14 protein-coding genes are annotated in these 22,048 nt (G+C 70.0%); 5 read left to right on the top strand and 9 right to left on the bottom strand.

Annotation, left to right across the window (positions count from 1 at the left end):
• Positions 1-17: 17 nt before the first annotated feature.
• Positions 18-1,409: a class II 3-deoxy-7-phosphoheptulonate synthase gene (locus ACWGIC_RS04110; RefSeq protein ID WP_452074424.1), complete on the bottom strand. Its 1,392-nt coding sequence runs from the start codon at positions 1,407-1,409 to the stop codon at positions 18-20.
• 52 nt (positions 1,410-1,461) lie between these two features.
• Positions 1,462-4,650 carry an ATP-binding protein gene (locus ACWGIC_RS04105; RefSeq protein WP_452074423.1) on the bottom strand — a complete coding sequence of 1,063 codons (3,189 nt, stop codon included), beginning with the start codon at positions 4,648-4,650 and terminating at the stop codon, positions 1,462-1,464.
• A gap of 102 nt (positions 4,651-4,752) precedes the next feature.
• Here ACWGIC_RS04105 and ACWGIC_RS04100 point away from each other — a divergent pair, with 102 nt between their 5' ends.
• The gene (locus ACWGIC_RS04100; protein ID WP_452074422.1) at positions 4,753-5,664 is read left to right on the top strand and encodes an NADP-dependent oxidoreductase; all 912 of its coding nucleotides are present in this window, start codon (positions 4,753-4,755) and stop codon (positions 5,662-5,664) included.
• On the opposite strand, the gene ACWGIC_RS04095 is transcribed toward ACWGIC_RS04100, so the two are convergent.
• The 3 genes from ACWGIC_RS04095 to gltB form a co-directional block, all read right to left on the bottom strand.
• Positions 5,661-6,032, bottom strand: a complete 372-nt coding sequence (locus tag ACWGIC_RS04095) for a MerR family transcriptional regulator (RefSeq protein WP_452074421.1) — start codon at positions 6,030-6,032, stop codon at positions 5,661-5,663. The two genes, ACWGIC_RS04100 and ACWGIC_RS04095, sit on opposite strands and share 4 nt — an antisense overlap.
• Before the next feature lie 63 nt (positions 6,033-6,095).
• Entirely contained in the window at positions 6,096-7,604 is a 1,509-nt protein-coding gene (locus ACWGIC_RS04090) for a glutamate synthase subunit beta (RefSeq protein WP_452074420.1), read from the bottom strand.
• A complete protein-coding gene (gene gltB / locus ACWGIC_RS04085) occupies positions 7,597-12,138 on the bottom strand; it encodes a glutamate synthase large subunit (RefSeq protein ID WP_452074419.1) in 4,542 nt (1,513 codons plus the stop codon). The genes ACWGIC_RS04090 and gltB overlap by 8 nt, the downstream gene beginning before the upstream one ends.
• Before the next feature lie 398 nt (positions 12,139-12,536).
• On the opposite strand from gltB, the gene ACWGIC_RS04080 reads away from it, so the two are divergent.
• The 3 genes from ACWGIC_RS04080 to ACWGIC_RS04070 are packed head-to-tail and all read left to right on the top strand — an operon-like array spanning position 12,537 to position 15,484.
• Positions 12,537-12,878, top strand: coding sequence for a hypothetical protein (locus ACWGIC_RS04080; protein WP_452074418.1), 342 nt, complete (start codon positions 12,537-12,539; stop codon positions 12,876-12,878).
• Between the two features lie 41 nt (positions 12,879-12,919).
• Complete coding sequence (locus ACWGIC_RS04075; RefSeq protein WP_452074417.1) at positions 12,920-14,662, top strand: hypothetical protein; 1,743 nt, start codon at positions 12,920-12,922, stop codon at positions 14,660-14,662.
• Between the two features lie 15 nt (positions 14,663-14,677).
• Positions 14,678-15,484: a hypothetical protein gene (locus tag ACWGIC_RS04070; protein ID WP_452074416.1), complete on the top strand. Its 807-nt coding sequence runs from the start codon at positions 14,678-14,680 to the stop codon at positions 15,482-15,484.
• Positions 15,485-15,616: 132 nt separating this feature from the next.
• Here the strand turns inward: ACWGIC_RS04070 and lgt are convergent, their stop codons facing one another.
• The 4 genes from lgt to ACWGIC_RS04050 all read right to left on the bottom strand — a co-directional run bounded on the left by lgt (position 15,617) and on the right by ACWGIC_RS04050 (position 20,424).
• On the bottom strand, positions 15,617-16,621 hold the full coding sequence (gene lgt, locus ACWGIC_RS04065; RefSeq protein WP_452074415.1) for a prolipoprotein diacylglyceryl transferase: 1,005 nt from the start codon (positions 16,619-16,621) through the stop codon (positions 15,617-15,619).
• Positions 16,622-16,688: 67 nt separating this feature from the next.
• On the bottom strand, positions 16,689-17,879 hold the full coding sequence (locus ACWGIC_RS04060; RefSeq protein WP_452074414.1) for a M20 metallopeptidase family protein: 1,191 nt from the start codon (positions 17,877-17,879) through the stop codon (positions 16,689-16,691).
• Entirely contained in the window at positions 17,876-19,012 is a 1,137-nt protein-coding gene (locus tag ACWGIC_RS04055) for an amidohydrolase family protein (RefSeq protein WP_452074413.1), read from the bottom strand. Before ACWGIC_RS04055 ends, ACWGIC_RS04060 begins: the two co-directional genes overlap by 4 nt.
• Positions 19,009-20,424, bottom strand: coding sequence for an APC family permease (locus ACWGIC_RS04050; protein ID WP_452074412.1), 1,416 nt, complete (start codon positions 20,422-20,424; stop codon positions 19,009-19,011). The genes ACWGIC_RS04055 and ACWGIC_RS04050 overlap by 4 nt, the downstream gene beginning before the upstream one ends.
• 315 nt (positions 20,425-20,739) lie before the next feature.
• Here ACWGIC_RS04050 and ACWGIC_RS04045 point away from each other — a divergent pair, with 315 nt between their 5' ends.
• Positions 20,740-22,047, top strand: coding sequence for a glutamine synthetase (locus tag ACWGIC_RS04045; protein WP_452074540.1), 1,308 nt, complete (start codon positions 20,740-20,742; stop codon positions 22,045-22,047).
• Position 22,048: the final 1 nt, after the last annotated feature.

Here is a 22,048-nt window from a genome sequence, read left to right as displayed (position 1 = left end):
GCTCACGAGGCGGAAGGTCAGCCGCGCAGCATCTCCGCGACCAGGAAGGCCAGCTCCAGCGACTGCTGGGTGTTGAGCCGGGGGTCGCACGCGGTCTCGTAGCGGCCGGAGAGGTCGACGTCGGAGATTTCCTGCGCCCCGCCGAGGCATTCGGTGACGTCCTCGCCGGTCAGTTCGACGTGGATGCCGCCGGGGTAGGTGCCGAGCTTGCGGTGCACCTCGAAGAAGCCCTGCACCTCGTCGACGATGCGGTCGAAGTGCCGGGTCTTGTAGCCGGTGGACGACTCGTGCGTGTTCCCGTGCATCGGGTCGCACTGCCAGATGACCTTGTGCCCGGAGGATTCGACCTTCTCCACGATCGCCGGCAGCACCTCGCGGACCTTGCCGTTGCCCATCCGGGAGATCAGCGTGAGCCGGCCCGGCTCGCTGCGCGGGTCGAGCCGCTCGACGTACTCCAGCGCCTGCTCGGGCGTGGTCGTCGGGCCGATCTTGAGCCCGATCGGGTTCGCCAGCAGCTCGGCGAACGCGATGTGCGCGCCGTCCAGCTGCCGGGTGCGCTCGCCGATCCACAGGAAGTGCGAGGACAGGTTGTACAGCTTCGGGTTCGCCGCGTCCGCCTGGTCCAGCCGCAGCATCGCGCGCTCGTAGTCGAGCAGCAGTGCCTCGTGGCTGGCGAAGATCTCGGTGTACTGCAGCGAGGTGTCGGTGACGCCGCAGGCGTTCATGAACCGCAGGCCGCGGTCGATCTCGGCGGCCAGCGCCTCGTACCGCTCCCCCGCGGGAGAGGAGGACACGAAGTCCTTGTTCCAGTCGTGCACCTGGTGCAGGTCGGCCATGCCGGCCCCGGTGAGCGCGCGGACCAGGTTCATCGCCGCGCCGGCGTTCGCGTAGGCGCGGATCATCCGGCCCGGGTCCGGCACCCGCAGCTCCGGCTTGGCGACGAGCGAGTTGATGATGTCGCCGCGGTAGACCGGCAGCCCGAGCGCGTCGGTGCCGGACGAGCGCGGCTTCGCGTACTGGCCGGCGATCCGGCCGACCTTCACCACCGGCAGGCTGGCCCCGTAGGTGAGCACGACGGCCATCTGCAGCAGCGTGCGCAGATTCGCCCGGATGTGCGGTTCGGTGTTGGACTCGAACGTCTCCGCGCAGTCCCCGCCCTGCAGCAGGAACGCCTCGCCGCGAGCCACCATGGCGAGCCGGCTCTTCAACCGGTCGATCTCGGCGGGCACGGTGATCGGCGGCACACTCTCCAGCACGCCGCGCACCCGCTTGGCCAGCGCGACGTCCGGCCACTCCGGCTGCTGCGCGGCGGGCAGCGACAAGGCGGTGTCGAGGCGGTCCCGCAGCTCAGGAGGCAACGGCGGCAGCTCGGGGAGAGTGTCTACGGGAACGTCGACTGTCCAGTTCACGCGTCTCAGGATAGGGTCTGCCGGGTTTGCCCGGGGCGGTGGGCGTCGAGGGTCACGCGTCCGGGTCTTCTTGGCGGTAGAGGGCGCCGAAGCGGTCGGCTACGTCCAGGAGACCGGCCAGTTCTTCGGTGTCGAGGGCTGGGACGATGACGGACCAGTGGTCGAGGCTGACTGCTTCGGCGAGGATGCGGCGGCGTTCGTCCGGCGGGGCGGCGGCGGAGACCTCGACCAGGACGCGGGCGCGATCCTCCTCGGCTTCGACAAGCCGGGTTCGCGCCAGCGCCCGGGGCAGGTCGTGTTTGGCGAGTTCCGGGAGGAACGCAAGGATCAAGCGTTCCTGTTCTTGATCGTCTTCGACGCTCTCGATGACGGCCTCGGCCTGGTCGAGATGCCCGGCCCCGGCAAGGCCCCGGACGAGAATCCGCTGGACCTGCGCCAGTCTGCGCTCGGTCAGGTATCCGCACAGCTCGAGAGCAGCGGCGGCCTCTCCTCGTGCCGCCAGGTCCGCGATCGCGTCCTCGATCGCGACGCCGACGTCCACAACCGTCGAACTGGCGGCGACCAGTTCGACGACCTCAGCGGGTTCGCCCACGGCGGCCAGCATCACGATGACCGCGTGCCAGTCGCTCCAGCCGAACTGCCGGTCCCGGGGCGTCTCCTTCACCCGGCCCCGGACGTAGTCCGCGAGCCGGGCCAGCCCGGCGTGGTCGCCCGCGGCCCGGAGCCTGCGGACGAGCAGGATCAGCGGTTCCCGCATCGCCGTCCAGAAATTGACGCCGCAAATCAGCTTCTCTGCGGTCCGCGGATCTCCTTGTCCGGCGAGAAGACTCGCCAGCGACTTGATTTCCTTCAGCCCCTGCCATTCCGAGCGCACCAGAGGAGCGAGCAACTCAGCGCGGCGCACGTCGCCTGCCGCGACGACGGTCTTGCTCAGCGCGCCGATCGCCGCTGCCGCACGCGGATCGTCCGCCGGACGGCGGGTCATCGCTTCCGCGCGCTCCGCCGCCTGGCGGGCACGGACGCGATCCCCCGCCGCCAGCAGGGCGTCCGCCAGTATCACGAACCGGCGCGCGTCGTCTTGCAGCTCGAAGGCCGACCGGCGGGTGGAAAGGTACTGCGCCGTCCACTGGAAAGCCCGATCGGCCTCGCCCGCGGCCACGAGGGCCTGGACGAACCGGAGGAGCGCCGTGCGCCGGACGAACGGGTTGGTCATCGAGGCCAGCACCGCGGGAATGTCCCGCAGCCTGTCCGTCGCGACCAGGAACTCGACCAGGACAGGCACGAACCGGTGCTCGCGGTCCGCCTCGTCGAACCTCTCGCCGACAGCTACGGCCAGGTCGTCCGACGCCGCGAGTTCGGCGGTAAGGTCGAGGTGGAACAACACCCCGGCCGCACCGTGCTCCTGCGCGAACGCTCGAGCCCGGTCGATCTCGCCTGCCCGGACGAGCCGCTGCGCCAGCTCCCCGAAGGTTTCGCGGCGACGCACTTCGTGCGCGATGGCGCCAGCCAGTTCGGCTGCCGCGTCCAGGTCGCCGACAGCCAGCAGCGCCAGTTCACTGAGCGTCCAGTCCCTGAGGTCTTTCCGGGAAATCTCCCCGGCCAGCTGCCCAGCCCTGGAGAAATCCAGCTCGCGGACGGCAGCGGTCACCGCAGCGATCCGCCGGCGCCGATCCGCGCTGGCCCGGTCGGCGATACGTGCGGCCGCTGCGTGCTTTCCGCAGTGCACCAAAGTCACGGCGGTTTCCGCGAGCAGGGCGTCGCGCAGGTCCGGATCGTGCTCGTCCTCGGCCAATTGCTCGGCCCGCTCGGGCTCTCCGGTGCGGACCAGCTCTCCGGCCAGCTCGCGCAGCGCTCGCGTGCGCGACGCGGGATCAATCATGGACTGTGCCAGCGCCACCGCGTGGTCGAACTGCCCCAATGCGGCCCACACCACGGGCAAGCGCTCCGGCGTGATCTTGTTGCGTTCGCGGAAATTGTCCCGGTACGTGTCCATCATGATCAGCCGGACCAGATCGGGTTCGTCGGAAGCGAGCAGAGCCGCGCGGGCGGCGTCCAGCTCTCCCATCGCGGCCAGGTCGCCGCCGGAGACGTCCAGCAGGCGTTCGTGCCTCGCCGGGTCTCCCGCGAGATCTACTAGCGCGGTCGGGTCGCCGCTTTCCTGGACCAGCCGGAAGTAGCCGCGCAGCAGGAATTGGGGAGTGTCCGGCGGCCAGCCCGCCGACCGGTACCCGGCGGCCCATTCGTCGATCGCCGCGCGGTACCGGGACAGTTCGCCGCCGAGGGCTTCGACGGCCTCGCGGTGCAGATTTTCATGGCCCAGCAGGAAAACCGCCGGGGCCTCGCGTGGCCGCCAATGCGCCGGACGGCGGGTGAACGACCGGCTCGCCGCGCTGTTCAGCACCCGTTCGACGTCGCGTGGGCGTCGCTGAGTCAGCTGCGCCAGATCGTCGCTGCTGAGTCCGCCGCGAGCGGCGACGAGGAAGCCCAGCAGGTCCTCTTGGTCTTGAAGCAGCCCGTCGAGTTCCCGCTCCATGTCGGCCTTCGCCGCGACAGCTGCGGGCGAAGGTGCCAGAGAGCGCTCAATGCCGGGCGCGCGCAAGGGATGATCCCCGCGCACATCGGGCGGCACGTCCGGGTTGAGACGGCTCGCGACGATCACGCGGAGGCCGTTTTCCGGAAACGGCAACAGGGCGGCGATGCTGTGTCCGCCGGAGCTTGCGCCGCGGTCCTCGTCCAGGCCGTCTACGACCAGCACAAGACGCTCGCCGCGGTTTCGGCAGTGTGCGGCGGCTTCGGCGAAGACCGCGTTGAGGTTTCGAGCTTCGGGGTCCTTCGCCGCGCCGAGGACTTCGGCCAATTGCTCCTGGACGACGTCCACGAACGCCTCACGCGTGTCGTCGCCGAGCGAACGCGCCGTGACGAAGAACGACACCACCCGCACCCCGTCGGGCGGCGAGAGGACGAATGAGGCCATCAAGGCCGACTTGCCCGTCCAGGGAGCCGCGCGCCACCAGACGTACGCAGGGGCACCGTCCGGGGCGGTGCAGAACCGGGCGAGTTCAGCCAGCTCCGCCTCGCGGCCGACGAGCTGTTCCGGGGCTACCTGGCGCACCCATTGCCGGTAGCGGGACTGGGCGGGCGGAGTACCGACGTAGGTGACCGAATCGGCGTGGCCGATCTGCACGACCTTGCCCGTGACCGGACCCAGGACCTGGTTCGTGATCCGCTCGTCGTCGTTCACCTGGCGTCCCCCTCCGACGGTTCAGCTTCGCACGAAGCGTGTCGGCCGGGTCACATTGGATGGAAGGTGACACCGGTGTCAAGAAATAGCGTCGTTCCCGAAATGACCTTGCAGGAGAGGTACCTGATGGGCACTGCCTTGGGATATCGGGCGTTCGGCGCCGCCGACGTCCAGGAGTTCTTCGAGCGGCCGGACCCGGTGCCCGGCCCCGAAGAGGTTCTCGTCCGAGTCGCAGCAGCAGGGGTGAATCCGCTCGATCACCTGCTGCGGTCCGGGCACGTCCCCGAGCTGAACGGGCACCTGCCGTTTCCCCAGGTCCTGGGGATGGAAGCGGCCGGAACGGTGCTCGCGACCGGCGACGACGTGACCGGGCTCGACGTCGGCGACCGGGTCGCCGGGTTCGCCCTGACCGGGGCGGGCACCTATGCGGAAACGACGCTGCTGCTCGGCGAGTCCACTGCTCGCATCCCGGACACTCTGCCGTGGACCTGGGCGGCGACCATCCCCGTCTCGGGCACCACCGCGCTGGACGTGCTCGATCAGCTCGACCTGCCGAAGGGCGCGTCGCTGCTGGTGAACGGGATCGGCGGCGGAGTCGGGATCGCGGTAGCCCAGCTCGCGCGGGACCGGGGGCTCGTCGTGACAGGCACGGGCAGCACGGCCAAGCGGGATCTCGCGACGAAGTACGGGGCGAGATTTGTCGACTACACCGCGGACAGCGTCGAGGGCAGATTCGACGCCGTGGTCGACACTGTCGGCGGCGAATCCCTGCGCACTGTCGCCCCGCTGGGAAAGAAGCTCATCGCGGCCGGGGACCCGTCGGTAACGGAACTCGGTGGCGCATCAGTTCATCGCCGTCTCGATCGCACGAGTCTGGAGCGGGTCGCCGAGCTGATGGCCGAGGGGCGGCTCGATCCGCACATCACCGGGACCTATCCGCTGGCCCGGGCGCAGGAAGCGCTGGCGCTGGTCGAATCCCGGCACGCCTCGGGCAAGCTAGTCATCAGCATCTAGCACGAACTGCCCGCACCCTGCCGGTACCGGGTGTTCGCTTCGATCAGGACGTCCAGGGCGTCGCGGGCCTCGGCAAGCCGGGCGATGTCCGCGGTCAGCCGGTCGCGTTCGGAAACCATTGTGGTGAAAGCATCTTCGATGACGTCCACGGCGTCGCTGTGCACGCACGGCAGCAGGCGGGCGATCACCTTGCTGTGCAAGCCCGCGTCGAACAACCGGCGGATCAGCTCGACTCGTTCGACCTCCGACGCAAGGTAAAGCCGCTGCCCGCCCGCGGACCGAGTGCTCCGCACCAGACCCTGCTGCTCGTAGTACCGCAACGAGCGGGCACTGACTCCGGTCTTCCGGGCTAGTTCGCCGATTCGCACGACATCCAGCGTAAAGAAACGGGCCCCGGCGCGCCGTTGCGCCGAGGCCCGAGCTGGAACCGATCACACCACCGCGAGCGGCAATGCGGTCGGGTGCACCGGGGCGGGCAGGTCCGAAGCCCCGGTCAGGAACGTGTCCACCGCGGCCGCGACCGAGCGGCCTTCGGCGATGGCCCACACCACGAGCGACGCGCCGCGGTGGGCGTCGCCGCAGACGAAGACTCCGGGGGTTTCCGTTTGCCAGTCCGCACCGCACGAGAGGGTGCCTCGGCGGGTCAGCGTGAGGTCGAGGCCTTCCAGCAGCGGCATTTCCTCGACGCCTTCGAAGCCGATCGCCAGCAGGACCAGGTCCGCGGGCAGCGTTTCGACCTCTTCGTTGACCGGGATGACCTCGCGGCGGCCGGTTTCCGGGTCCTTCTGCACGCGGACTTCCTGCAGTTCCACGGCTTTGACGTGCCCGTTGCCGTCGTCGACGAACCGCTTCACGGCCACCGCGAACTTCCGCTCGCCCGCTTCCTCGTGCGCGGGATAGGTGCGCAGGATGTAGGGCCAGGTCGGCCACGGCGACCGCTCGTCGTCGCGGGTTTGCGGCGGCGTCGGGTACTGGTCGAGCTGGGTGACCGACAGCGCGCCCTGCCGGGTGGCGGTGCCGTAGGAGTCCGCGCCGGTGTCGCCGCCGCCGATGATCACGACGTGCTTGCCGTTCGCGTCGACCGGGGACGGGCCGTCGCCTTCGACGAACTTGTTGGCCGGCACCAGATGTTCCATCGCCAGGTGGATCCCGGAAAGGGAACGGCCGGGCGTGGTGCGGTCGTCACGGCCGCGCAGGGCGCCGACGGCGAGGACCACGGCGTCGTACTGCGCGCGCAGGTCTTCCACCGACAGATCGACGCCGACCTCGCAGCCGGTGACGAACTTCGTGCCCTCCTTGCGCAGCTGCGCCAGACGGCGGTCGAGGACCTTCTTCTCCATTTTGAACTCGGGAATGCCGTACCGCAGCAGGCCGCCGAGCCGGTCGTCCCGCTCGAAGACGGTGACCTCGTGGCCCGCGCGGGTCAGCTGCTGCGCCGCGGCGAGCCCGGCCGGGCCGGAGCCGACGACGGCCACCTTGCGGCCCGAGGACACCTCGGCCACCTGCGGCTGCACGTATCCGGCTTCCCACGACTGCGCCGCGATCGTCTCCTCGACGCGTTTGATCGCCACCGGCCCGCCGGACAACGGCGAGATCGACAGCACGCAGCCCGCCTCGCACGGCGCGGGGCACAGCTTCCCGGTGAATTCCGGGAAATTGTTGGTGGCGTGCAAGCGATCGCTGGCCGCCGCCCAGTCGCCGCGGCGGACGAGGTCGTTCCATTCCGGGATCAGATTGCCGAGCGGACAACCGGAACCGCCGGAGTGGCAGAACGGGATGCCGCAGTCCATGCACCGCGACGCCTGCGTGCGCACCTGCTCGTTGCGCTCGTCCGGCGGGACGTCCGCGTAGACCTCGCCCCACGAGGAAAGCCGTTCCTCGTAGGACTTCTTCTTCGGCTCTTGCCGCTGGTGCTTGAGAAAACCGGTGGGGTCAGCCACGAGCCGCCTCCATGATCGCTTCGTCGACATCGCGGCCGGCAGCGCGAGCTGCCTTCGCCGCATCGAGGACCCGCTGGTAGTCGCGCGGCATCACCTTGGTGAACGCCGCCGCGCGCCGGGTCCAGTCGCCCAGGAGCGACGCGGCCACGGCCGAGCGGGTGAGGTCGTGGTGCCGCTGCACGATCTGCTTGAGCCAGGCCAGATCCTCCGGGGCAGGCGGAAGCAGGTCCACCATCTCCCGGTTGACCTTCGCCGGGTCCAGATCGAGCACGAACGCGCTGCCGCCGGACATCCCGGCCGCCAGGTTCCGCCCGGTCGGGCCGAGCACCACCGCGCGGCCGCCGGTCATGTACTCGAACGCGTGGTCGCCCACGCCCTCGGCCACGACCGTCGCGCCGGAGTTGCGGACGCAGAACCGTTCGCCGACCTGGCCGCGCAGGAACAGCTCGCCGGACGTCGCGCCGTAGGCCAGCGTGTTGCCCGCGATCGTCTGCTGTTCGGCGGCGAAGCTCGCGTCCGGATGCGGGCGGACCACGATCCGGCCGCCGGACAGCCCCTTGCCGACGTAGTCGTTGGCGTCGCCGACCATTTCCAGCGTGATGCCGCGCGGCAGGAACGCGCCGAGCGACTGCCCGGCCGAACCGGTGAGCCGCACGTGAATCGTGTCCTCCGGCAGTCCCTCGCCGCCGTAGCGGCGGGTGATCTCCGAGCCGAGCAGCGTGCCGACAGTGCGGTTCACGTTGCGCACCGGCAGTTCCAGGCGCACCGGGTGCGCGTCTTCCAGCGCCGCCTCGGCGAGCTGGATGAGCGTGCGGTCGAGTGCGTGCGCCAGACCGTGGTCCTGCTCGCGCACCCGCCGCTTCGAGCCGCCGTACGGCGTTTCCGCGGGCATGTCGAAGACCGGGCTGAGGTCGAGCCCGGAAGCCTTCCAGTGCTGCACGGCTTCGTCGGTGTCGAGCATCTCGGCGTGCCCGATCGCTTCGTCGAGCGTCCGGAAACCCAGCTGTGCCAGGGTTTCCCGTACTTCTTCGGCGACGAACTCGAAGTACCGCACCACGTGGTCGGCCTGCCCGGTGTAGCGCTTGCGCAACTCCGGGCTCTGCGTGGCAACGCCGACCGGACACGTGTCGAGGTGGCACACGCGCATCATGATGCAGCCCGCGACCACCAGCGGGGCCGTCGCGAAACCGTATTCCTCGGCGCCGAGCAGCGCCGCGATCACGACGTCGCGGCCGGTCTTCATCGCACCGTCCACCTGCACCGTGATCCGGTCGCGCAAACCGTTGAGCAGCAACGTCTGCTGCGTTTCGGCGAGCCCGATCTCCCACGGGGTGCCCGCGTGCTTGAGCGAGTTCATCGGCGACGCGCCGGTGCCGCCGTCGTGCCCGGAAATCAGCACGACGTCCGCGTGCGCCTTGGACACGCCCGCCGCGACCGTGCCGACGCCCAGCGAGGACACCAGCTTCACGTGGATGCGGGCCTTCTCGTTGGCGTTCTTGAGGTCGTGGATCAGCTGCGCCAGGTCCTCAATGGAGTAAATGTCGTGGTGCGGCGGCGGGGAAATCAGCCCGACGCCCGGCGTCGAATGCCGCGTGCGCGCGATCCACGGGTACACCTTGTTCGGCGGCAGCTGCCCGCCCTCGCCCGGCTTCGCGCCCTGCGCCATCTTGATCTGGATGTCGTCGGCGTTGACGAGATACTCGCTGGTGACGCCGAACCGTCCACTGGCGACCTGCTTGATCGCGCTGCGCCGCTGCGGGTCGTACAGCCGCTCCGGATCCTCGCCGCCCTCGCCGGTGTTGGACCGGCCGCCGATGCGGTTCATCGCGATGGCGAGGGTTTCGTGCGCCTCGGCCGAAATCGAGCCGTACGACATCGCCCCGGTGTTGAACCGGCGCAGGATCGCCGACGCGGGCTCGACCTCGTCCAGCGGGATCGGCTCGCGCGCGCCGTCGCGGAACTTGAACAGCCCGCGCAGCGTGCCGCCCTCGCGGTAAAGCCGGTGCACCTCTTCGGCGTACTTGCGGTACACCTCGTCGCGCCCGGTCTTCGACGCGTGCTGCAGCAGGAACACCGTCTCCGGCGTGAACAGGTGCAGTTCGCCTTCGCGGCGGTACGCGTACTCGCCGCCGGTGTCGAGTCCACGATGGACCCGGTCGGTCGGGTTGTCCGGGTACGCGCGGCGGTGCCGAACGGCAACCTCTTCGGCGAGCACGTCCAGGCCGACGCCGCCGAGCTTCGACGACGTTCCGGTGAAGTACTCGTCGAGCAGTTCCTGGCTCAGGCCAAGGGATTCGAACACCTGCGCCGCGGTGTACGCGCCGACTGTCGAGATGCCCATTTTGGACATGATCTTCAGGACGCCCTTGACGAGCGCCTGCACGTAGCTGCGGATCGCCTTCGCCGGCTCGATCCCGGTGATCGCGCCCTGGCTGATCATGTCTTCGATGGTTTCGAAGGCCAGATACGGGTTCACCGCCGCCGCGCCGTAGCCGAGCAGCAGCGCGATGTGGTGCACCTCGCGGGCGTCGCCGGTCTCCACGACCAGCGCGACGCGCAGCCGTTCCTTGGTGCGCACCAGATGGTGGTGCACCGCGGAAACCAGCAGCAGCGACGGGATCGGAGCCATCCGGTGGTCGGAATCGCGGTCCGACAGCACGAGCGTGCGCGCGCCCGCCGCGATCGCCTCGGACGCGTCGCGCCTTACTCGTTCGAGCGCCGCCGCCAGCGCCTTCGCGCCACCGTCCACTTCGTACAGTCCGGAAAGGACACTGCACGCGAAACCGGGCAGGTCGCCGTCGTCGTTGATGTGGATGAGCTTGGCCAGCTCGTCGTTGTCGATCACCGGGTACGGCAGATTCAGATGCCGGCACGACGCGGGGCCCGGCGCGAGCAGATTGCGCTCCGGCCCCATGATCCGGCTCATCGACGTGACCAGCTCTTCGCGGATCGCGTCCAGCGGCGGGTTGGTCACCTGCGCGAAGTTCTGCTTGAAATAGTCGTACAGCAGCCGGGACCGCTTGGACAGCACGGCGACCGGGGTGTCCGAGCCCATCGACCCGATCGGCTCGGCTCCGTTGGCGGCCATCGGCGCGAGCAGGATCTTCAGTTCTTCTTCGGTGTAGCCGAAAGCGAGCTGGCGGCGCAGCACCGAATCGTGGCTCTGCACCACGTGGTCGCGGTCGGGCAGGTCGGCGATCTTGAGCAGCCCGGCGTGCAGCCAGTCGCTGTAGGCCTGTTTGCCCGCCAGCGCGGACTTGACCTCCTCGTCGTCCACGATCCGGCCGGCGGCGGTGTCCACGAGGAACATCCGGCCCGGCTGCAGACGGCCCTTCGCGACGACGTTTTCCGGTGCCACGTCGAGGACTCCGGCCTCGCTGGCCAGCACTACGCGGTCGTCGGCGGTGCGCCACCAGCGCGCCGGGCGCAGGCCGTTGCGGTCGAGCACCGCGCCGACGAGCGTGCCGTCGGTGAAGGTGACGCACGCCGGACCGTCCCACGGCTCCATCAAACTGGCGTGGAACTGGTAGAAAGCGCGCCGCCGCGGGTCCATCGAGGTGTGGTTCTCCCACGCCTCCGGGATCATCATCAGCACCGCGTGCGGCAGCGAACGGCCCGCGAGGTGGAGCAGTTCCAGCACCTCGTCGAAGGACGCCGAGTCCGACGCGTCGGCCGAGCAGATCGGGTACAGCCGGGACAGATCGCCCGGGAGCAGATCGGATTCGAGCAGCGCTTCGCGGGCGCGCATGCGGTTGCGGTTGCCGCGGATCGTGTTGATCTCGCCGTTGTGCGCGACGAACCGGAACGGGTGCGCGAGCGGCCACGACGGGAAAGTGTTGGTGGAGAACCGGGAGTGCACGAGCGCGATCGCGCTGGTGAGCCGGGAATCGCGCAGATCGGGGAAGAACCGCGGCAGCTGCTCGGGCGTGAGCATGCCTTTGTAGACGATCGTGCGCGCGGACAGCGACGGGAAGTACGTGCCGCAGCCGGAAGCGAGGCTTTCGTGCTCGACGCGCTTGCGCAGGCAGAAGGCCAGCCGGTCCAGCTCCAGGCCGGTTTCGCCGTGCGGGGGCGACACGAACAGCATCGCGAACCGCGGCATCACCGAACGCGCGGTGGGGCCGATCTCCGCGCCGTCGGTGTCCACCGGAACCTCGCGCCAGCCAAGGACAGTGAGCCCTTCTTCGGCCGCGATCCGTTCGGTGAGCCCGATCGCCTTGCGGCGCTGCTCGTCGTCGGAGGGAAGGAACGCGATCCCGGCGGCGTACCCGCCGGCCGCGGGCAACGGGAAACCCGCCTCGGCGCGGAGCAGTTCGTCGGGCAGCTGCAGCAGGATCCCGGCACCATCGCCGCTCGTCGGCTCGGCTCCCGCGGCACCGCGGTGGTCGAGATTCGTGAGCGCGGCGAGACCGTCGGTGACGATGCCGTGCGTGCGGCGGCCCTGGACGTCGGCGACCATGGCGACGCCGCAGGAATCCTGCTCGGTGTCCGGGTCGTACAGACCCTGCTTGCCGGGGATGGCGGAGAAGATCATGGAAAAGGGACCTCCTTCGTCGTTTCGTGCGGTGGCCGGCGAACCGGCCGCGGGGAGCGCACGGGACGACGATGGCCCGCTTGTTAGCGCGACTTTAACACCTGGGAAACACCCCAGCAGCGCCTCGGAGCTCCCCGAACGGGGAAGAACGGTAACGATCCGGCAGCGCGGAACGACGTAGTTCCGGATGGGTTCTGAGATGCTTCGGTCCGCGAAGCATAAGCCCCGGAGCGGCCTCGCGCACCTGTCGCGTGACGAAGTCGATGCGCCCGCTTCGTCCTCTTCGCCCGATCCTCCCAGGTAATCGCACAAATTTCCGGGAACCGCCCACACTCGGTGATCGTCGGTTGCCATAGTGTTCGGCAACCGAATAGCTCACGGGGAGGGCGGTTTCTTTCATGTCCGGCATAGAAGTCGACGTCGAGACGATGAACCAGTACGCCGAGGTGCTCGACAGCCTCCACGAGAAGATCAGCAAGATCAACGACTACATGCGCTCCACCGCGTGCGACACGTCCGGGTTCACCGGCCTGTTCGTGGTGCTGCAGCCGGTGGTGCAGCTGGTCGCGAACCTTTACGGCGGCACTCTCGACTTCGGACACTCGCGGCTGACCTCGCTGTCCGACGGGGTCAAGCAGGCGGCACAGGCCTACGCGCACCACGACGCCAATTCCGCGCAGCTGCTCCAGAAGTTCATCGACGAGTTCGACGGCATCGGCTCCGGTCGCGGCGCGGCCTGATGCGCACCCGCACCACACAGTTCTGACGAGGGGGAACAGACATGGCACGGCACGGCGGCGGGCACGGCGGCGGCCACCATCCCGGGGGAACGGGGACGACGCATCCGCCGTCCCGTCCCGGCGGCAACCAGCCGCACCCGGGAGGAAACCAGCCGCATCCCGGCAACCAGCCGCCCCCGGGCGGCCAGCAGCCCACCCATCCAGGGGGAAACCAGCATCCCGGCACCGGCCCGGACGGGCGCCGTCCGTCCGGCGGGGACGACCGGACGCATCCGAGCGGCACCGGGGGAAACTCCGGCGACGACAACGGCAACGGCAGGCACCGCGGCCAGGGCGACGGCAACGGCCAGTCCAATGACGACGGCCACGGCCGGGATGGCCGTGACGGTCGCGATGGGCGAGACGGCCGAGACGGTCGCGATGGCCGGGACGGTCAGGACGGCGGCGAAGAAGGCGGCGACGGCCGGGGTCGCGACCGAGGCAACGAGGGCGGCGACGAAGGCGGCGGCCGGGGTGGCGACGAGGGCGGCTCCGGCAGCGAAGGCGGCGACGAAGGCGGTTCCGGCAGCGAGGGCGGCGAAGGCGGAGGCAACGGCGGCGAGGGCGGCACCGGGGGTTCGGGCGGAGAGCCCGGCGGCGTTCCCGGCGGCACCGGCGACTTCGACCGCGGCGACTCGATCGTCGAACTGCTGCAGCCGCCGGAGGACACCTCCGGCGAGGACGTCCAGGCGCTGGTGAAGGACGCCGGCGTCGAGGTGATGGCCGTCGAGTGGGTGTATCAGAAGTTCACCGGCACGACGCTCACCCAGCAGTTCATCGAACCGCTCACCGGCGACTTCTCGAAGATGTCGGCCGACGCCGAGGCGTGGCGCAACATCTCCGAGGCGATGAAGGCGTTCTCCGAGGTGATGGTCGCCAACGAGAAGATCGTCAGCGATTCCTGGCACGGCATGGCTTCCTTGGAGCACAAGGCGTACGTGCAGGCCGGGTGGCGGGCCGGGCTCGCCGCCGAGGCCGGGATCGCGTCGCTGATCGCCAAGGGCTTCGACCTGCTGTCGGACACGTCGAAGAAGCTCGCGGCCAAGGCGCTGGACCTGCTGAAGAGCCTGATCGACCGGCTGCTGGTGATGGCCGCCGAGGCGTGCATCCCGATCGCGGGCTGGATCGCCGACGCGATCACCGCGCTGTCCGAGCTGATCCCGCTGATCAACGCGCTGATCTCGATCATCGAGATGATCCAGGACATCATCACCAAGGTCCAGGACATCTGGAACTCGATCAAGGACATCGGGTCGCAGCTGCAGAAGATCAAGGACGTCGGCAGCATCGGCGATCTCGCCGACATCGCCAAGAACATCGGCGGCGACATCGGCGACATCAAGGAGAACGCCAAGGGCATCGGCCAGGACGCCAAGGACGCCGTGCAAGCAGGCAAGGACGGCGTCCACGAGTCGCGCGAGGCGCACGCGGAGAACCGGCGCTCGCGCGAAGGCGGCGAGGACGAAGGCGATCGCACTTCCGGCGACAGTAATTCCGGTGACAGCGGCAACCGCCGCTCCGGCGACGAAGGCGACCGGTCGCAAGGTTCGGGCGAGCGCGGGCAGAACCAGCGGTCCCAACCGGACGGTCCGCAGCACCAGCCTCCGCAGAACCAGCAGAACCACCAGCCGCCGCAGCAATCGAATCACCCGCCGAACCAGCCGAACCACCCGCCCGCGAACCATCCGCCGTCCCATCCGCCCCGTCGCTCGGCGAGCGGCCGGATCCACGGCCGCATCGACTAAGGAGGACCTGCCGAGATGTCTCAACCCGCGACCGCGGACGACGCGTGGAAGACGCCTGAGCTGCGGGAGGCCGAGGCCGCGCTCGACCGGGCGGTCCGCAAGTCCCAGCAGCTGCTGAAGGACCTGGAGAAGATCAAGCTCCGCCCGCTGCCGAAAACCGACACCCCGGAACGGATCGAGGCGATCAAACGGGCCGCCTCGCGCCCGGACGCTCCCGCGCAGCTGCGGCTGATCAAGCGGAAGGTCGACGCGGGCGAGTTCTCCTGGGAGGACGTCGCCGCGGGCCGGGCCTTCGCCGACCCCGAGGTCCGTGCCCTCGCCGACGAAAAGCTCAGCGAGGCCAAGGACATCCTCGAGGAGCTGGAGGAAGGCCAAAGCCCCGAGGAAATCCTCGAGGCCCGCACCGGCGGCGCCGGGAACCCGTTGTCGGACACCGGACGCGCGACGTATCCGGACACGCCGGACAAGCCCGCCGGGTTCTCCGCCGCGGATCCGCTGGCGAGCAGTTCCCGGCCGCAGCCGCCGCCCCCGCCCGCGCCGGAGCCCGACGCGTACTCGAACGACAATCCGCTCGCCGACCGGACGCCGCCTCCCCCGGCCCCGCCGCGGGAGGAGCCGCCCGCTCCGCCGGTTCCGCCCGCCCCGCCGCGGCATCGCGCTCCGGAACCGGAGCCGGAGGACGATTTCGCCGATCCCCTCGCCGACCGGGGCGACCGGCCGAAGCGGTCCGCGCCCCCGACACCGCCGCCGTCCGGCCGCCGTTCCCGGCGGCAGGACTCCGGCGATGACGACGACTACTTCGGCGGCTCGTTCCTCGGCTGAGCGCCGCACAAGTCCGTGAGGGGAACCCTGAGGGAATCTGATTCCCCCAGGGTTCCCCTCACGGACCTTCGCCGGTCGCGCGAAAGAGGCCCTCGCCCAGGGTGGGCAAGGGCCTCGTTTCCGGCGTTGTGCTCAGGGCTTCTCGGGCTTGCCGTTCTCGCCCGGGGACGACCCGGCGTCCACAGTGTCCGCGGGCTTCTCGTCCTTCTCCTCCGCGTCGTCCGAAGTGGACTCGACGGCGGCGTCCCGCTCGTCCCCCTTGCTGCGCAACGTCTCCGGGGCTTCGCGCGGACCGCGTTTGGCCGCGGCCACGAAGTACGCCATCGCGCCGACGAACAGCAGGATCGACACCCACACGTTGACCCGCAGGCCGAGGATGTGGTTGGCGTGGTCGGTGCGCAGGAGTTCGGTCCCGCAGCGGCCGACGGTGTAGCCCGCGACGTAGAGCGCGAACGCGCGGCCGTGGCCGAGCTTGAACTTGCGGTCCGCCCACACCACGACCAGCGCGATGAGCAGGTTCCAGATCAGCTCGTACAGGAACGTCGGGTGCACCGGGCTTTCCGGCAGCGGGATGTGCCCGGTGGCGACGCCGCCGAGGGCGTCCGGGGCTCCGGTGGCCGGGTCGAAGCGCTGGTAGATCTCCAGGCCCCACGGCAGGTCGGTGTGCGCGCCGTACAGCTCCTGGTTGAAGTAGTTGCCGAGCCGCCCGATCGCCTGCGCGACGATGATGCCGGGCGCGATCGCGTCGGCCATCGCGGGCAGCGGGATCCCCCGCCGGCGGCAGGCGATCAGCGCGCCGACCGCGCCGAGCGCGACCGCGCCCCAGATGCCGAGGCCGCCGTCCCAGATGGCGAAGGCGTTCCAGGGGTTCTTGCCCTCGGTGAAGTACAGCTCCGGGTCGGTGATGACGTGGTAGAGCCGGCCGCCGACCAGGCCGAACGGCACCGCGAACACCGCGACGTCGAGCACCGTGCCCTTCGTGCCGCCCCGGGCCTCCCAGCGCCGCTCGCCCCACCAGATCGCGACGATGATGCCGGCGATGATGCAGAGCGCGTACGCCCGGATCGGGATCGGGCCCAGGTGCCAGACGCCTTGGTCGGGGCTCGGGATCGTGGCCAGGAATGCTGCGGAGTACACGCGGCCACCGTAGCGCGTCGGGCCCGGTCGTGGTCCCGGTGCCGGGGAACCCTTCGCCAAGAGCCGGTCACAGCCCGGTCACGGCCGCCTCCGGATAGTCGAGGTCGGAGGCCGCGGCCAGGTATCCGGCCAGCAGCGCGTCGGCGACCTGGCCGACCGCGGCGTCCTCGGGCAGGAACGTCTCGCCGTGCAGGCTGGGCGCGCCCGCGGTCTCGCCGAGCCCGACGAACAGCATCAGGCCGCGGACGCCGTCGCCGCAGTAATGCGCGAAATCGTCCGCGCCGAACGAGCGGAAATCTGTGTCGACGTCCGCGCCGCCGCGTTCGAGCCAGACCCGCGCGGAGGCGGCCAGCGCCGGATCGTTCACCAGGACGGGCTCGCACGGGCTGATCCGGAGGTCGGCGGTGCAGCCGTAGGCGCGTGCGGTGGCGTGCACGACCTCGTCGAGCGCCTCCAGCGCGCGTTCCCGGTCGCTCGCGCGCATCAGCCGCAGCGAGCCGAACGCGGACGCCGTGTTCGGCACGACGTTCGCCGCCGTGCCCGCGCTCAACCGGCCGATCGTGCACACCGCGCCGTGCATCGGGTCGATCCGGCGGCTCGCGACCTGCTGCAGGCTCACCACTACTTGGCTGAGTGCCAGCACCGGGTCGCGCAGCAGGTGCGGGTATCCGGCGTGCCCGCCCTGTCCCTGCAGCACGACCTCGAACTCGTCGGTGGACGCGTTCACCGGCCCGGGCGCGGCCGAGACGACGCCGTACGGCAGCCGCGGCTGGACGTGCGCGCCGATCACCGTGTCGATGCCGCGCTCCTCCAGAATGCCCGATTCGACCAGGTCCAGCGCTCCCGACGGAGACGTCTCCTCGCGCGGCTGCAGGATCGCGAACAACGGACGCGGAAGTTCGACGCGCCGCGCTGCCCGGCAGACCGCGGTCAAGGCCGCGAGGTGGACGTCGTGGCCGCAGGCGTGCATCAGGCCGGTCTTCGCCGCCCATTCGACGCCGGTGCGCTCGATTACCGGGAGGGCGTCCAGTTCGGCGCGCAGGGCTACGGCTGGGCCAGGGTGGGGTGCGGAGATCTCGATGAGCCGACCGGTTTTCGCGACCCGCTCGCCCTCCCCCAGCGCAGCGGCCACGGTCCGGGCGGTGTCGTCCTCGTCGCCGGAAGCACGCGGATCGGCGTGAATCCGGTGACGCAGCTCGATCGCGGCGGGAAGTTCCTCGGCCAGCGCCGCGCGCCAACGCTCGACCAGATCGTTCATTTCCGCTCCAGCCGGTAGATCCGAGCCGCGTTCTCGTACCCGGCCAGCCGAGCCAGCCGAACAGCGTCCACTTCGGACAGTGCGTCGGCGGCGAGGGCGGTACGCAGGAAGTCGGACAGTCCCTGCCGGAACAGCGCAGTGCCCAGGTGATACAGCTCGGCCAGGCCGAACGCGTCCGTGGAGAACAGCAGCTTGCCGAACGGAGCCAGCTCCAGCGTCTCGGCCAGGATGGCGGGCGCGCGGAAGCCCGCGTTGTGCGTGATGAGGCCGACGTCGACGAAGACGTGCTCGAAAACCTGCGCGAGGTAGGCGGCGTTGCGGTGGAACGGATAGTTGTGCAGCAACAGGACAGGAACGCCGGTGTCGCGGGTCGCGCGCAGCAAACCGGTGAGCCGCAAGGGATCGCAGCGGTGGAGGTCGAGGTCGGGGTCTCCGTAGCCGACGTGGAACTGCACTGGCAGCCGCCGGTCGAGGCCCGCCCAGATCAGGTGGCGGTGCAGCACCTCGTCGGCCAGCCGGACCGGTTCGCCCGCCTCGATTCCGGCCAGCCAGCGTCCGGCGGCGGCCTCGACCTCGGCTGGAGCCGGGCGTTCGCCGGACAGTTCCAGCCCGGCCCGGTACGCGGCGATGGACTTCACGCCCACCGCGTTCGTCGTGCGGCGGTCGAGTTCGGCGGCGAAGTCCTCGGCGAACCTGGCAGCGCTGGTGCCGCGGATGACGTCCTCGGCGACCTGTTCCAGCCGGACGATGTCGTGCGCGCGGGCGTCGGCCAGCTCGGCGAAGTCTTGCGTGCCGGTGAGGGACTCGGGCAGGAAACCGCCGTCCAGCAAGTAATCCGTGCTGCCGGTGCCGCGAAGGAACCGCCGGTTGACCTCCGCCGCGCCGAGGTCGGCGCGGCGCGCGAGATAGTCGTCGGCCGGGGCGTGTTTCGGCAGGTCGAGGATCGGCGCGCAGCGTTCGCGCACGGCAAGGCCGATCAGCGAATCGAACAGCGACGTCCCCAGCGGCGACACGGTGTCCGCCTCGGTCAGCATCCGCTCGAACCCGTCGCGGTCGACGTCGCCGGTGCGGACACCGTGGCAGTGATGGTCGACCAACGGCAGGTCCGCGACGAAATCCAGCAGTCCGGTCATGTATCTCCCTCAGCGAGCCTCTCCCCCACCCTACGGGCGAAACCCGGAGCCGCGGCGACCACGACGACAGCCAGCACCAGCACCCCGCCCGCCACCACTGGAAACCATCGCGCCGGACCCTCCGCCGGATACGGAATGACGTTGACGTACACCGTGTAACCAAGCAGGACCAACGCACCGACCGGGAACGCCAAATGCCACCACGGCACCCGCATCCTCCGTCGCACGAACAGCAACAGAATCGCGCCGAGCGTCGTGAGCAGGTAAATCACCAGCAGGATCAAGGTTCCGATGGATCCCGCCCAGGCGAAGGTGTCGTCCGCGGTGGCACCGAAGAACACTGCGCACCCCAGGATGATCAGCGCCGCCGCGAGCGCCACCACGGTGACGGCAACGGCTGGAGTGCCCTTCGCGGAGATCCGTCCGATGCCGCGCCCGTCGAACGCGTCCCGGCCGAGGGCGAACAACAGCCGCGAGCCGCCGACGACGCAGGCGAGACAGCAGCCGAACGCGCTGATCGCGGCACCCGCGCTGATGACGTCGCCGACCCACGGGCCGACAAAGCGACTGCCGAGATCTCCCAGCAGCGAAGGGGAATTGTGGAACGCGGTGGCGTCGCCGCCGAAGGCCATCATCTCGACGGCTGTGACGAGGACGAAGTAGACACCGCCGAAGACGGCTGTGCCGAGGATCGCGCGCGGGATGTTGCGGCGCGGGTCGCGGGTTTCCTCGCCGAGCGTCGCGGCCGCCTCGAATCCGGCGAACGACAAGAAGCCGAACACCGCGCCGAGGAAGATGCCGGAAACTCCGGTGTCCGGCACGAAAACCTGCGGCGTGAACCGGCCGCTGGGAGCGTCGCCTGCGATCAACCGGACCAGGATGACCACGGTGACCAGCAGGATGAGCGCGATGGTCGCGCCCTCGACGACGAGCAACGTGCTGGTGCCGCGACGGGCCGGGGCGACCGCGAGCAGCCAGCTGCCGATCAGCGCGACCGCGGTCAGCACGAACGGCCCCCACGACGGCGGATGCGGCCAGATCCCGACTTGTGTCAAGAATGCCGTCCCCAGCACGCCCGCGGCGGAGCTAGTGACCACGGCGTAGAAGGTGTACGTGCCGAGCAGCCCGATGCCGGACACCACGCCCGCGCGCGGACCGAGAGTCGCGCCGACGAACGCGTAGACCGATCCGGCGTGCTGGTAGTGGCGGCAGAGCTGGACGAAGCCGTACGCGACCAGCAGCACTCCCGCAGCCGAGAGCAGGAACGCCAGCGGCACCGCTCGTCCGGCCGCCGCTGCTGTTTGCTGTGGATTGATGTTCGCGGCCATGCTGGGCGCCATGAGCGCGACGGACAACCCGACTGCCTGCCAGACCGACAGGGTGCGCCGCAATTCGGGACGGTTTCCGGACACGGACGTGCTCCTTCCCCCGTGGAGTACACAGTGAACCTCCGATTCGGCGCGGTCAGCGAGCGCCGACTGGCTGAACCTGTTGTCCAGTGCGGAAGCAACTCTGGCCATCCGCCGCCGGTTTCCGCCAGACTCGACCGCGATCGGCTGAACGCTCACCTCCGGCAAGGGACGGGCTCGGGTCGGCCGCTCCCCGGATTCACCGACTGACCCCGCTCGTCCAGCACTGAAGGAGCCCGTGTGTCGTCCACCTTCTCGTCGTCCGCCAAACTCGACCGCGACCGGCTCGCCGAACTCGGCGCCGCCGCCGTCGGCCGGATGGAGCAAGCGGGCGTCGAACTCGTCGCGCTGAGTTTTGTGGACAACTCCGGGATTTCCCGCGTCAAGGCGGTGCCGGTGGCGAAGCTGGCGAAGGTCGCGGCGTGGGGCGTCGGCGCGTCGAATTCGTTCGACTTCTTCCTCGGCACGGACAGCATCGCGAACGGCAAGCATTCCCTCGGCCCGGTCGGCGACCTGCGGCTGCACCCCGACCTCGACGCGCTCACCGTTCTCGCCGCACAACCTGGCTGGGCGTGGGCTCCGGCGTGGCGGTACGACCAGGACGGACAGCCGCATCCGCAGGACGCGCGGGCGCTCGCCGCGAACGCCGTGGCCCAGCTCGCCGACCGCGGGCTGACCGTGCGGATGGCGTTCGAGCTGGAATGGATCGCGACCGACGCGGACGAGGTCCCGCTGCCCGGCCCGGCCTACGGATACTCCCGGCTGAGCGCGAACCACGAGTATCTCCGCGCCCTCGTGTCCGCTTTGGACAGTTGCGGGGTGGAGGTCGAGCAAATCCACCCGGAGTACGCGGCGGGCCAGTTCGAACTGTCGATCGCCGCGACAGACCCGGTGCGCGCAGCTGATTTAGCCGTGCTGACAAGGGAAACGGTGCGGACGGTGACTGCCGCGCACGGGCTGCGCGCGTCCTTCACGCCGAAGTTCGAACCCGGCGGCGTCGGCAACGGCGGGCACGCGCACCTGAGCCTTTGGGACGGCGAGCGGAACCTGTGCACGGGCGGGACCGGAGCGTTCGGGCTGACCTCGACCGCGGAAGCCTTCGGTGCGGGCATTTTCCGCCGGTTGCCCGCGCTGCTGGCCGTCGGCGCGCCGTCGGTGGTCAGTTATCTGCGGCTGGAACCGCACCACTGGGCAGGCGTGTTTACCGCGTGGGGACTGGAAAACCGCGAAGCACCGCTGCGCCTGATCCGCGGCGCGGCGGGACAGCGCGACACCGCGGCGAACCTGGAGGTGAAGTGCTTCGACCTCACCGCGAACCCGTACCTCGTGGTGGCGGGCCTGCTGTTCGCCGGGCAGGCTGGCCTCGACGCCGAGGCGCGTCTGCCGGAACCGGTCAGTGTGGACCCCGGCTCGCTCTCCCCCGCAGACGCAGCCGCGGCTGGAGTGGCGCGACTGCCGCAGTCCCTGACGGATGCCGTCGACGCGTTCGAAGCCGACGACGTGCTGCCGGGCGCGTTCGGATCCCAGCTGGCCACGACGTTGGTGGACGTGCGCCGTGCTGAGGTGGCCGAGCTGGGATCACTGGAGCCGGCGGAGCTGTGCCGGGCGATGCGATTCCTGCACTGAC

Source organism: Amycolatopsis sp. NPDC054798, assembly GCF_053611505.1.
This window is presented reverse-complemented; position numbering and strand designations above follow the sequence as displayed.